The organism is Micromonospora sp. PLK6-60, from assembly GCF_019890675.1.
Classification (GTDB): domain Bacteria; phylum Actinomycetota; class Actinomycetes; order Mycobacteriales; family Micromonosporaceae; genus Micromonospora.
This window is the reverse complement of the sequence record NZ_JAIOAA010000001.1, coordinates 645520-657749: the sequence shown is the minus strand read 5'-3', so window position 1 is coordinate 657749 and position 12230 is coordinate 645520. Positions and strand designations below refer to the sequence as shown.

The 12230-nt window shown below is 74.1% G+C and carries 7 protein-coding genes; 1 reads left to right on the top strand and 6 read right to left on the bottom strand.

Annotated elements, in window-relative coordinates; all coding sequences use genetic code 11:
* Positions 1 to 8: 8 nt before the first annotated feature.
* The 4 genes from K7640_RS02720 to K7640_RS02705 form a co-directional block, all read right to left on the bottom strand.
* Entirely contained in the window at positions 9 to 5801 is a 5793-nt protein-coding gene (locus K7640_RS02720) for a type I polyketide synthase (protein ID WP_222953037.1), read from the bottom strand.
* An 88-nt stretch (positions 5802 to 5889) separates the two neighbouring features.
* Positions 5890 to 6855 carry a DUF1702 family protein gene (locus K7640_RS02715; protein ID WP_222953036.1) on the bottom strand — a complete coding sequence of 322 codons (966 nt, stop codon included), beginning with the start codon at positions 6853 to 6855 and terminating at the stop codon, positions 5890 to 5892.
* A gap of 31 nt (positions 6856 to 6886) precedes the next feature.
* Complete coding sequence (locus tag K7640_RS02710; protein WP_222953035.1) at positions 6887 to 7861, bottom strand: DUF1702 family protein; 975 nt, start codon at positions 7859 to 7861, stop codon at positions 6887 to 6889.
* A 52-nt stretch (positions 7862 to 7913) separates the two neighbouring features.
* Positions 7914 to 9002 (bottom strand): carboxymuconolactone decarboxylase family protein, encoded by a 1089-nt coding sequence (locus K7640_RS02705; RefSeq protein WP_222953034.1) that lies wholly within the window; start codon positions 9000 to 9002, stop codon positions 7914 to 7916.
* A gap of 237 nt (positions 9003 to 9239) precedes the next feature.
* On the opposite strand from K7640_RS02705, the gene K7640_RS02700 reads away from it, so the two are divergent.
* Entirely contained in the window at positions 9240 to 9533 is a 294-nt protein-coding gene (locus K7640_RS02700; protein WP_222953033.1) for a chorismate mutase, read from the top strand.
* An 85-nt stretch (positions 9534 to 9618) separates the two neighbouring features.
* On the opposite strand, the gene desII is transcribed toward K7640_RS02700, so the two are convergent.
* Entirely contained in the window at positions 9619 to 11007 is a 1389-nt protein-coding gene (gene desII / locus K7640_RS02695; protein WP_222953032.1) for a dTDP-4-amino-4,6-dideoxy-D-glucose ammonia-lyase, read from the bottom strand.
* 23 nt (positions 11008 to 11030) lie between these two features.
* The gene (locus tag K7640_RS02690; protein ID WP_222953031.1) at positions 11031 to 12224 is read right to left on the bottom strand and encodes a dTDP-4-dehydro-6-deoxyglucose aminotransferase; all 1194 of its coding nucleotides are present in this window, start codon (positions 12222 to 12224) and stop codon (positions 11031 to 11033) included.
* Positions 12225 to 12230 lie beyond the last annotated feature (6 nt).

Here is a 12230-nt window from a genome sequence, read left to right as displayed (position 1 = left end):
TCACCCACTCATTCCGCGAGTACTGCGAACACCACCGGCGCGTCGGAGCCGCGTACGGTCGTGGCCAGCACGCCGATGCGGGTCTCGCCGGAGGTCAGGACAACCCAGCCGGGCCGGTCGGCCGAGCCGAGCGTGAGCGGCGCGTCGGCCGAGAATCCGGCCTTGCGCAGGCACTCGGTGGCCGCCCAGACCCGGGTGCCGGCGAGGTCGGGCGGCTCGGCGTGCGCCGAGGCGATCTGGTCGGCCAGCGGCTGGTGCCGGCCGAGCAGCTGCTGCCACTCCTGCGCGGCCCGGGGCGCGACCGGTTCGAGGTCGCAGCCGAGCGCGCCGCTGGCGACCACCGCGAGGGTGAGCCCGGCGCCGTGGGCCGCGCTGATCGACCGGCCGGCGATCTCGGGTCGCCCGTCGGCGCGGTGCCGCATCTCGACCGGCTGGCCGAGCGCCCGGCCGGCGGCCCGGCTGGTACGCCGGCGGCGCGTGCTGACCTCGTCGCCGGTCTCGTCGCCCGGCTCGTCCGGCTCCACCACCACCGCCGCGCGGATCCCCGCCACCTCGCCGAGCCCGCGCTCCAGGTAGGAGCCGAGCAGCGCCGGCGGCCACGGTCCCTGGCCGTCCCGCTTGCGCACCGCGCGCAGGTGCAGGCCGGACCAGCGCTCGACGACCGCGCCGGTGGCGTCGCGCAGCGCGATGTCGTAGACGTAGGTGTCGCCGTCGCGGCTGCGCTCGGTCGCGCAGTAGCGCAGTTCGCCCTCCTGCGACAGCCGGTCGCCGGCCGGCTCGATCCGGTCGATGCGGACCGGCAGCAGGGTGGCGTCCGGCACGCAGACCTGGTTGCCGTGCATCAGCGCGTCCCGTACGCCGGGATCGCCGAGCAGCAGCTCACCGGGGAGGAAACCGGCGAACCAGCCGGTGCGGGGGAGTGCCTCGACCACGGCGTCCACGTCGCGGGCCGCGGCCCGCCGGTAGCCGCGTAGCCGCTGGAACCGGTCGCCCTGGAACAGCAGGTCGCCGTAGAGCTCGGCGGCCGGGTCCAGCGGCACCGGCGGCAGGTCCTCGGCGACCTGCTCGGGCGGCCCGTCGGACGCGCCGTCCCCGGTCTGGCGCAGCCGGGCGCGGAAGTGGTCGGCCGTGAAGCCGGTCTCGGCGCTGCGGATGACCACGTCCACCGCGTCGTCGTCGGTGCGAACCGCGGCGACGCGGATGGTGACGGACCCGTCCGGCGGCACGACGATCGGCCGGTCGAACACCGCGTCGGTGATCGTCGGCGGTGCGGTCCACCCGGTCAGCGCGGCGGTGACCTGCGTCATCGCCTCCATGCCCAGCACGGCGGGGAAGAGCAGGTTGCCGTCGAGCAGGTGGTCGCTGAGGTACGGATCGGTGCCGGCGTTCAGGTCGGTCTCGACGACCAGTTCGACGTCGTGGTAGCGGACCAGCGGCCGGTCCACGAAGCGCAGCAGCGGCAACGGCCCGCCGTCGCGCTCGACGGTGTCGATCTCGCCGGTACGCCCGCTGATGACCACCGTGGACGGCGTCTCGGGGTCGGCCAGCAGCCGCCGCAGCATTGTCAGGCCCTGGTCCGGTGTGATCGGGGTGATGCCCTGGCGGTTCAGCCCCTCGACCACCGACAGCCGCTCGCCCATGCCGACGCCGGACCAGACGGACCATTCGAGGACCAGGGTGCGGCACTCGGGGTGCTCGGCGCCGAAGCGGGTGACCAGGTCCTCCAGCCACTCGTTGGCGACCGAGTAGTGCGCCTCGCCGCGCAGGCCGGCCCGGCCGATGATGCTGCCCAGCGCCACCAGCAGGCGCAGCCGGTCGGTGTCGACGGCGGCCAGCACGTGCCGCAGGCCGTCGACCTTGGGCGCGAGCGTGTCCCGCAGCGTGTCGGCGTGTACCGCGGTGAGGGCGGCGGGCTCGTTGCGTCCGGAGCCGTGCAGCACGGCGGTGACCGGGCCGCCCAGCCGTTCGGTGAGCTTCTCGACCGCCGCCTTGACCTGGTCGGGGTCGGTGACGTCGGCCCGCTCGTAGGCGACGGTGACGTCGTGCTCGGCGAACCGGGACAGGTTGGCGGTCAGCTCGGCGTCGGCCGCCGGGTCGGAGCGGCCGAGCAGGGCCAGCCGGGCGCCGCTGTCCGTGGCGACGGCGAGCGCGCACTCGGCGGTGATGCCCTTGCCGCCGCCGGTGACCAGCAGGACGTCGTCGGAGCCCAGCACCGCCTCGGTCCGTCCGGCCCGGATCGGCAGTGGCCGCAGCACCGGCACCCGCCGGGTGCCGTCGTCGGCGTACCAGACCTCGGAGAATCCGGTGGTGGCCGCGACGTCCGCGACGATCCGGTTCACCGCGCCGGGCTCCGGGGCGGTGTGCACCACGGTGGTGCGCACCCCGGGCGCCTCCAGGCGCAGGGTCTTGGCCAGGCCGGCGGCGCCGCGGCCGTGCTGGACGAGCACGAACCGGCCGTCCGCCTCGGTGGCCGCGGTCCGGGCGCCGGTCAGCGCCATGCCCAGGTCGGCCTCGCCGCAGTCGGCCGGCAGCACGACGAGGATGCCGGTGCCGACCCCGGCCCCTTCGAGCGCTGTGCGCAGCGCCCCGGCGAAGCCCTCCCCGCTGGGCGCGTACACCTTCCAGGCGCCGCGGTCCTCGGACCCGGCGGCCTCCGGCGCGGCGCGCTCGTCGAGGTCGATCCGCCAGGCCCGGACCCAGTCGGCCGCGCCGGTCACCACCGGCGCCGCCGCCGTCGTGGTGGTCGTGGCGTCCCCCGCCGCCGAGCCGCGCAGCCCTTCGAGGGTCTCGGCCAGCTCGCCCAGGGTCGCGGTGGCGAAGTTGGTCGGGGTCACGCTCGGCTCGATGCCGATCCGCTGGGCGACCGTGTTGACCACCTGGCCCACGGTGATCGAGCTCAGGTGCAGGTCGTCGAGCAGGCGGCTGTCCATGGTGACCAGGTCGACCGGCAACTCGGCCCGTTCGGCGGCGATCCGGCGCAGCAGCTCGGGCACCGCCTCGCCACCGTCGACGGTCCGCGGCTGCTCCGCCGGGCCGGACGGCGCCGGCTCCGCGCCGTTCGGGGCGCCCGGCCGGTGCGCCGGCACCTCGGGCGCCTGTTCGCACGGGCTCTCGAAGAAGCCGAAGGTGGCGCCCACCGCGAGGGGGCGCAGCAGGCGGCCGTGGAAGAGCTGGGGCTCGATGGTGGTGGCGCCGACCACGAACGCGGTGGCGAGCACCCGGAGCAGACCGACGGAGGATTCGTCGTCGGTGTCCAGCGCGACCGCGGGCACGTCGGCCACGGCCCGGGCCAGCCCGCTCAGCACCCGGCCGGGGCCGACCTCGACGAACAGGTCGACGTCCTTGGCGGCCAGCGCGACGGCGTCGGCGAACAGCACCGGGTCGGTGATCTGCCGCTCCAGCAGCCCGGCCAGGTCGGTCTCCGGGTCGAGCGGCTGGCCGGTGACGGTCGAGACGACCTTCCCGCGCACCGGGTGGAACCGCTCCTCGCGGAGCACCTCGCCGAACGCGGCGGCGGCGTCGGCGACCAGCGGCGAGTGGAAGGCGTGGGACACGGCCAGCCGGGCGGCGCCGACGGACGCCTCCTCGGCGCGCCGGCAGGCCTCCTCGATCGCCTCCGCGCTGCCGGCGACGACGGTCTGCGCCGGGCCGTTGTGGCCGGCGACGACCAGCGGCAACCCGGCGATCAGCCGCTCCGCCTCCGCCACGCCGGTGGCGAGGCTCGCCATGGTGCCCGACGAGCTGTGCTCGGCCATCGCGCGGCCCCGCCGCTCGGCCAGCCGCAGCAGCGCCTCGGCGTCCAGCGCGTCGGCCCAGTGCAGCGCGGACAGCTCGCCCAGGCTGTGCCCGACCGCGACCTGCGCCTCGATGCCGAGCGTGCTGAGCACCCGTTGCCCGGCGATCGAGCCGGTGACGATGCGCGGCTGGGCGACCTCGGTGGCCACGGTGTCGCCGCCGGCCGGCAGGGCGGCCCGCCGGTAGACCTCGTCGGCCTCGGCGAAGCGGCGGCGCAGGGCTCCGCCGCTGACCCCCCGGCCGGATCCCTGGCCCGGGAACAGGAAGCCGACGCGGCCCTCGCGGACCTGCCCGAAGGACGTCCGGCCCTCGTCGGCGTGCAGCCAGGTCTCGCCGGCGTCGATCGCGGCGATGACCGCGGCCAGGCGTTCGCCGGCCTCGCTCGGCGAGCGGACCACCACCGCGGCCCGCCAGGCCAGGTCGCGCAGCTCGCCGTGCAACGTCGCGGCGAGGTCGCTGAGCTGGGCGTAACTGACGCCCGGCACGAACCGGGCCGTCCGGTCGACGCGTTGCCGCAGCTCCTGCGGGGTCAGCGCGTCGAACACCAGCAGCTCGGCGTCCTGCGAGCCGGCCGCGATGGCGTTGATCCGGGCGCCGTAGCGCACCCGGCGGTCCGGCTCCCCGTTGTCGAGCACGAGGTGGGTGTTGATGCCGCCGAAGCCCATCGCGGTCACGCCGGCCCGCAGCGGCTGCCCGTCCGGCCACGGCTCCGCCTTGCGCAGGACCCGCAGCGCGGTCTGCTCGGCGCTGAAGATCTCGTGCGGGTCGACGCAGCCGACGGCCGGCGGGAGGACCTCGTTGCGCAGCGCCATCGACGCCTTGATCAGGCCGGCGATGCCGGCCGCCGCCTTGGTGTGGCCGATCATCGCCTTGATCGAGCTGATCGCCGCCGGGGCGGCCGCCGGGTCGGCGGCCAGCCGGTGCTCGTTCAACGCCGTCAACTCGTTGGCGTCACCGACCTTGGTGCCGGTGCCGTGGCCCTCGAACAGCGAGACGGTGTCGATGCCGAACCCCGCGTGCGCGTACGCCCGGTCGAGGGCGAGGTGGTAGCCGCGGGTCTCCGGCCGGGTGATGCCACCCTTGCCGTCGGACGAGATGCCCCACCCGGCCACCGAGGCGTAGATGCGGTGCCCGCCGCGACGGGCGTCGTCCTCGCGCATCAGCACCACCATCCCGCAGCCCTCGCCCGGCCAGAAGCCGTTGGAGCCGCGGTCGTAGACGCGCATCTCGCCGGTGGCCAGCGCGCCCGTCTTGGCGAACCCGATGATCTCGAACGGGTCGATCGACAGGTCCACCCCACCGGCCACCGCGACGTCGAGCTCCCCGGCGGACAGGGCCTTGCAGGCGGTGGCCACCGACAGCAGGGAGGACGAGCAGGCGCCGTCGACGGTGTAGCCACCGCCCTTGAGGTCGAAGTGGTTGCAGATCCGCCCGGCGATGGTGTTGGACAGGCCACCGGCGAGGGTGTCCTCGTCGATCGACGGGAACGGGCTCTTGTACGCCTGCTCGAGGTCGTCGAGCAGGGCGCCGAGCTCGTCGTCGCCGAAGCCGCGTTCGCGCAGCACCGCGCTGATCGTCCGCTGCACGTACGGCCAGCGCAGGCGGAGCTGGTTGGCGCGGGAGAACTCGCCGGTCAACGTGTTGCCGACGATCACGCCGGTGCGGTCCCGGGGCAGCCCCTCGGCCATCGGGAAGCCGGCGTCGGCCAGCGCGCCGGCGGCGATGTCCAGCGCCAGCCAGTGGGTCAGGTCCGTCGACCGGTAGGTGCTGCCCGCCACCCGGTACGCGACCCGATCGAACTCGTACGAGTCGATGACCGCGGCCTCGCGGGCGTAGAAGCGGTCCGGCGTACTCGGGTCGGGATCCCAGTAGTCGGCCAGTCGCATCCGTACGTCCGGGAGGCGCCGGAACGCCCGCCGACCCGCGATCGCGTTGTCGAACAGTTCCTTCGGGTTGGTGGCGTCCGGGTAGCGGCACGCCATACCCACCAGGGCGATTCTGGTCATGCGGATCGGTGTCTCCTTCCATGGCGAGCTGCCCTACGACGTCGGTGTCCGACTCCCCCGGGAGCGAGCGACTTCGTGCCGATGGCGGTCAGCTGATGTGCGCGGCCAGGGCCGCGGTGATGCGCTCGCGCCAGGTGGCGTAAGCGGGAACGTCGGTGTCGGTGAGGCCCTCGCGGGCCCGGTCGGTGACCGCCGCGGCGGTGGCGACGTCGGTGCCGCAGAGCACCTGGGTGGCCAGCTCGTTGTGCGGGACGACCAGGTTCGCCCGCAGCCGGGCCGCCGCGGCGAACGCGGCGCCCTGGGCGACCTCGCCCCGGTACGGCCCGGCCAGCTCGGCGAACCGTGCCAGCTCCTCGCGGGTCACCCCGCCGGCGTAGGTGGCGGCCAGCCCCGCGCCGCTGTAGAGGTCGGGTCGCCGCTGCGGCGGGAAGCCGTCCAGCAGCGCGGCCACCCGTTCCGGGTCGGCGCCGCCGACGAACCAGGTGGCCCGGCCGATGCCCTGGTCGATCACCCGGCCGGCGTGCCCGGGCGGGCCGCCGGCGGGCCAGGGGAAGCGCTTCTCGCGGAAGTGCTCGTGGACGTACCGGCGGGTGTGGAAGTACGCCTGGTGGAAGCCGTACCCGTCGAGCACCAGCCAGCGCAGCAGCGGATCCGGCGCGTACAGCTTCGACCAGCGGAACCGGGGCAGCCGGGCCATCGCCCAGCCGACCCCGACGTACACCATGTAGATGTGCGGGTCGCCCGGGCCGGCCAGGAAGTCCCGCACGTGGTGGCCGTGCCCGACCGGCAGGCCGTCCAGCACGCCCATCGCCATGCCGGCGCCCTCGAACGCGAAACCGCGGTAGGTGTCGGAGAGGCCGGCCAGTTCGGCCTCGACGTCGGCCGGCCGGCCGGTGGCCGCGGCGGCCGCGTAGCCGGCGAGGAAGGACCGGCCGACGGTCTCCAGCCGCTCCACCGCCGCCGGGGACTTCACGTGGAATCCCCGCACGGCGACGCTCGTCTCGGCGACGTCGGGGGTCAGGATTCGTCGTCGCAGCGCGTGCCACTTCTGCATGCGGGCCTCCCACCAGTGGTCGGGTCGGTTCTCATTTCCGGTCGAGGTGTGCGCGGACCTGTCGCCGCCAGGACTCGTAGTCGGGTTCGTCGGAGCTGGTCGTGCTCAGGCTGACGTCGTCGGCCAGCGCGGACGCGGCGGGCACCGTCAGCTCGGCGAGGACGTGCAGCGCGCTGCGGGTGTGCTCGGCGACGAAGCCGGAGAAGTCCCGCGCCTTGGCCGCGAACACGGCGCCCTGGGCCAGGTGCGGCCAGTGCGTGCCGGAGTCCTCGCGCAGCGCCTTGAGCCCGGTCTCGTCGCAGCCGCCGGCGAAGGTGGCCGCCAGGCCCACCCCGCTCCACAGGTCGGCGTGCCGGTCGGTGGCGAAGCGGCGGACCGCGGCCCCGACCGCGTCCGGGACGCCGCCGTGGATGAACCACAGGGCGCGGCCCACGCCCTGGTCGACGGCGCGCGGGAAGTAGTCGGCGCGGCCCCGCCAGGGGTACGGGTCGAGCCGGCGCTGCCGGTTCACCACAACGTCGGTGTCGAAGTACGCCCGGTCGAAGCCGTACCCGTCGACGGCCAGCCAGCTCATCGTCGGGTAGTACGGCTCGCCGGTCAGGTCGGGCAGCACGCCGCGCCACAGCGGTCGGGGCAGCCGGGCCATGGCGAAGCCGATGCCGATGTAGGTGAGGAAGGTGTGTGGCCGGCCGGGGCCGGTGAGCAGCCGGCGGGTCCGTTGCCCGCGCCCGGCGGCCATCGCGTCGCGCACGGTCAGCGCCATCGTCGCGCCCTCGTAGGCGAAACCGCGCAGCTCGGCGTCCACCATGTCCAGTCGCCGGGTGAGGTCCGCCTGCCGGCGGAAGTCGATGCCCCACTCGAAGCCGCAGACCACCGCCTGGGGGATGGCCTCCAGCGCCCGGGTGGCGTCGGTCGGGGTGACCGGGAACCCGCGGGCGGCGAAGCTCACGTCGGTCAGCGACGGGCTCAGCGCGAGTCGGCGCAGGGATCCGAGCAGTGTGGACATATCGACGCTCCTGACATTCCCGAGGGCCACTCCCATCGTGTGCCGAGACACCTCACGTACGCGTCTCCTGTCGTGCGCCGTCCGCGCCGACCCGTTGCCGGGCGCCGATCCGCCGGGCGGCCTCGAAGGCGGCCCAGCCGACCACCTCGACGAGTGCCTCGTCGGCGGGCAGGTGCCGGCGGAACTCGGCGATGGCGTCGTCGCCGACCTGGTGGGACGCCACGGCGGTGAGCAGTGCTATCCGGCCGGTCGCCACGTCCCGGGGGTCGAGGTCGGCCAGCGCGTCGTCGCACCACGCGGTGGAGAGGCCGGTCTCCTCGCCGCGCCAGCGGTCCAGGTGGTCGCCGACGACGGCGCGGACCGCCGGGGAGAGCCACTGCCGGCCGGCCGCGTCGAACGTGGCGTGCGCCCGGGCCATCGCGCCGGCGATCCCCGGGTTGGCCGCGGCCCAGCCGGCGTCGGCGGGCAGCGGGGCGGCCGGCAGCATGTCGAGGGAGAGGCCCGGCTCCCGGCGGGCGTGCAGCGTCGCGCGCAGCAGCCGGCCGATGCCCTGCTTCATCCGGCGCCGGGCCCGACCGGTGACGCCCGGCGGCAGCAGGAAGTTGGCGAGGAAGACGTTCACCGCCCGGGTCAGGTAGTGCATGCTCACCACGGTGCCCACCAGTTCGGCCCGCTGCGCCGGGGTGAGCCAGGCGGGGACGGGCCGGCCGTTCGGCGCCTCGTGCGCGGTACGGGCCCAGGCGCTGATCTCCCGGATGCCGGGGGAGCGCATGTCGTCGACCCGGTCGGCGGCCAGCCGCTCGGCGTCGTGCTCGCCGGTGAGCTCGTACATGCTCACCGAGTGCATGTCCACGCAGTACTGGCAGATCGTCGCGACCGAGACCGCCGCCGCCGCGGCCTCCTTGCTGGCCCGGTCGGCGGCCCCGCTGACCAGCAGCGACTCGCGGACCAGCATCCAGTAGGCGGCGAGCGAGCGCGGCGACGGCGAGTGCATCATCGCCGGTGGGATGACCAGCCGCATCTCCTCGGCGACCTGGGCGTACGCCCGGCCGACCAGTCCGGTGGCGGTCGCCGTCGGAACGGGGACGACATGACGGACCTGACGTTGTACCGCGGAGGCCGCGACCCGACCGGCGATCATGGGAGCTCCCTTCCCCTGGAATTGCCAGTATCGGCCTTTCATTGCCGAGAAAACGGCGTCGGAGACAAGGGCAGCACGGCTGAAGAATTGCGTGGGAAAGCGCCGCACTACGGAAGATGCCGGTACCCGTCCGGTGGGACGAATCTGGCGACGTGCGTTTCTCTGACTAAGCCACAACTGCCTTCTGCGGGGGCTTGTGCGGCCTTCCTTCGGGCGGTTTTCGCGAAGGGGCACCCGATGATTGACATGACCCAGACGAAGGTGCCGCGCGCCACGGCCGACGCGACCGGAGACGGCGACATCGGCGGCATGCGGCAGCGGATCGACGAGATCGACCAGGCGATGATGTCGTTGTGGCGGGAGCGGGCCCGGCTGTCCGGGCGCATCGGCGCCGCCCGGCTCGCCGCCGGCGGTACCCGGCTCGTGCTGAGCCGGGAGCAGCAGGTGCTCCGGCGCTTCCGCGAGGGCATCGGCAGCGAGGGCGTGCAGCTGGCGCTGCTGCTGCTGCGGGCCGGTCGCGGCCCGCTGTAGCCACCCCGTCGCGTCCGGGAAGGTTGACCGCGGTCGCCTCGCCCGGACGGGCCGGCGGCGGCCACCGTGCCCGCCGCCGGCCGGGTCAGCGCAGGAAGCCCCGGAAGTCTCCCCAGCCCGCCGCGATGTCGGCCTCGAGCTGGCGCAACCGGGCGGTCAGCACCTGGTCGAAGCCGTCCATGAAGTATTCGTCGCCGGGGACCGCGGCGACGCCGGCGCCGCCGCGCACGTACTCACCGACCACCTCCAGCAGGCTCTTGTCGGGGCCGACCCGGCCGGCGATGTAGCGCTGGGCGCCGGGCAGGCCGGGGAATCCCGCCTCGCGATAGAGGTAGACGTCGCCGAGCACGTCGATCTGCACGCCGGCCTGGATGTGGGCCGTCGGTCGCATGCCGGCCGGGTCGACCCGGATCAGCTCGGACTCGGCGCCGTCCTTCAGGCTCTGCAACGCGTATCCGTAGTCGACCCGCAGCGTGGGCGCCCGCTCGGCCACCCGCTCGGCGAAGTCGCCCAGCGCGTCCTGGAGCTCGGCGCGTTCCGCCGCGGACAGCTTGCCGTCCGGGCGGCCGCTGTAGTCCTCCCGCAGGTCCAGGAAGTCGACCGGCTGGTGCGGCGCCGCGTCGTTGAGCTCGGCGATGAAGTCGACCAGGTGCCGCAGCCGCCCGGCCCGACCGGGTAGCACCAGATAGCTGAACCCGAGCCGCACCGGACGGTCCCGTTCGGCGCGCAGCCGCTGGAAGCGCAGCAGGTTGGTCTTCACCCGGCCGAAGGCGGCCCGCTTGCCGGTGGTCTCCTCGTACTCGGCGTCGGTGAGCCCGTAGAGCGAGGTGCGCAGGCCGTGCAGGTCCCACAGGCCCGGCTGGCGGGACAGGGTCTGCTCGGTGAGGGCGAAGGAGTTGGAATAGAGGACGAGCTTGAACCCGCGCCCGGCGGCGCGGCTGACCAGTTCACCCAGGCCCGGATTGGTGAGCGGTTCCAGCCCGCCGGAGATGTACATGGCGAACGGGTTGTCCGGCGGCACCTCGTCGATCACCGACGCGAACATGGCGTTGCCGTCCGCGAGCGCCGACTGCTGGTAGCGGGCGCCGGTCACCCGGACGCAGAAGTGGCAGCGGAACATGCACGTGGGGCCCGGATACAGCGCGATGATGTGCGGATAGACGACCTTCCGGTCCAGCACGGCGTCGAGGACGCCGTCGCGCTCCAACGGCAGGATCGTCTTCGCCCAGTACTTGCCGGACGGGCCGGCGGTCACCGCCGCCCGCAGGTCCGGCCGCCGCCGCACGGTGGCCAGCAGCCGGGCGAAGGTGTCCCGGTCGACCCCCAGCTCGTGGCGGACGGTCTCCAGTGGTGTGAAGGGACTGCGGCCGTACCGGTGGACCAGCCGGGCCAGGTGGGCGGCGGAGGGGTCCGCCGCGCCCGCCGTCGGCGGGTCCGGGTACGTCGCCGTCCGGCCCTGCGCTACCTCGGTCATTGCCGGCCTTTCGTCGGGTACGGCTAGCCCTGTCGGCGGCGGGCGGTCACGGCGGTGCCGTGGGCCACCGCGAACCGGATGATCGCGCAGACCCGGCGGATCTGCTCCCGGTTCACCGTGGTGCCGCTGGGCAGGGAGATGACGCGCGCGACCAGCCGCTCGGTGTGCGGCAGGCTCACCGGCCGTCCGGACCGGTACGGCTCGAGCTGGTGGCACGCGGGGGAGCCGATCGGGCGCAGCGCCATGACCTGCTCGGCGTGCAGGACGTCGAGCAGCAGGTCCCGGCTCAGCCCGGTGGTCTCCTCGTCGACCTCCACGATCACGTACTGGAAGTTGTGCCGCTCCTCCGGGTCGTGCGCGAAGAAGGTGATGCCGTCGAGGTCGGCCAGCTCGGCCCGGTAGGTGTCGTAGTTGGCCCGGTTGTGCCGGACCGTGTCGTCGAAGGTGTCGAGGGAGGTCAGGCCCATGGCGGCCGACGCCTCGCTCATCTTGCCGTTCGTGCCGCCCGCCTCGCTGACCGAGGCGAGCCCCTTGCCGAAGTTGTGCAGCGCGCGTACCCGGTCGGCGAACTCGTCGTCGTCGGTGACGATCGCCCCGCCCTCGAAGGCGTTGACCACCTTCGTGGCGTGGAAGCTGAACACCTCGGCGACGCCGAAGCCGCCGACCGGCCGGCCGTCGGACGTGCAGCCGATGGCGTGCGCGGCGTCGTAGAAGGCCGGGATGCCATGGTTCGCGGCCACCTTGCCCAACTGGTTCACCGCACACGGCCGCCCCCACAGGTGCACGCCGACGACGGCGGACGTCCGTGGGGTGATCGCCTCGGCGACCCGCTCGGGGTCCAGGCACCCGGTGACCGGATCGATGTCGCAGAACACCGGTTCCAGGCCGAGCCAGCGGGCGGCGTGCGCGGTCGCCGCGAAGGTCAACGACGGCACGATCACCTCGCCCGACAGGTCCGCGGCGCGCATCAGCAGTTGCAGGGCCGTGGTGGCGTTGCAGGTGGCGACGCAGTTGCGCACGCCGGCCAGCTCGGCGACCCGGTCCTCGAACTCCCGGACCAGCGGCCCGCCGTTGGACAGCCACTGGTTGTCCAACGCCCAGGTCAGCCGGTCGAACAACCGGGTCCGGTCGACGGTGTTGGGCTGGTTGGTGTGCAGCGGATGCAACAGTGCCGGGCGTCCACCGAACAACGCGAGATCAGTGAGGTCACGCTTCACGTCGCC

Bases quoted from the DNA above. Each gene is read 5' to 3' on its own strand.
- K7640_RS02700 (WP_222953033.1), top strand. From the start codon at position 9,240: ATGATTGACATGACCCAGACGAAGGTGCCGCGCGCCACGGCCGACGCG.
- K7640_RS02705 (WP_222953034.1), bottom strand. From the start codon at position 9,002: ATGATCGCCGGTCGGGTCGCGGCCTCCGCGGTACAACGTCAGGTCCGT.
- K7640_RS02715 (WP_222953036.1), bottom strand. From the start codon at position 6,855: ATGCAGAAGTGGCACGCGCTGCGACGACGAATCCTGACCCCCGACGTC.
- desII (WP_222953032.1), bottom strand. From the start codon at position 11,007: ATGACCGAGGTAGCGCAGGGCCGGACGGCGACGTACCCGGACCCGCCG.
- K7640_RS02720 (WP_222953037.1), bottom strand. From the start codon at position 5,801: ATGACCAGAATCGCCCTGGTGGGTATGGCGTGCCGCTACCCGGACGCC.
- K7640_RS02710 (WP_222953035.1), bottom strand. From the start codon at position 7,861: ATGTCCACACTGCTCGGATCCCTGCGCCGACTCGCGCTGAGCCCGTCG.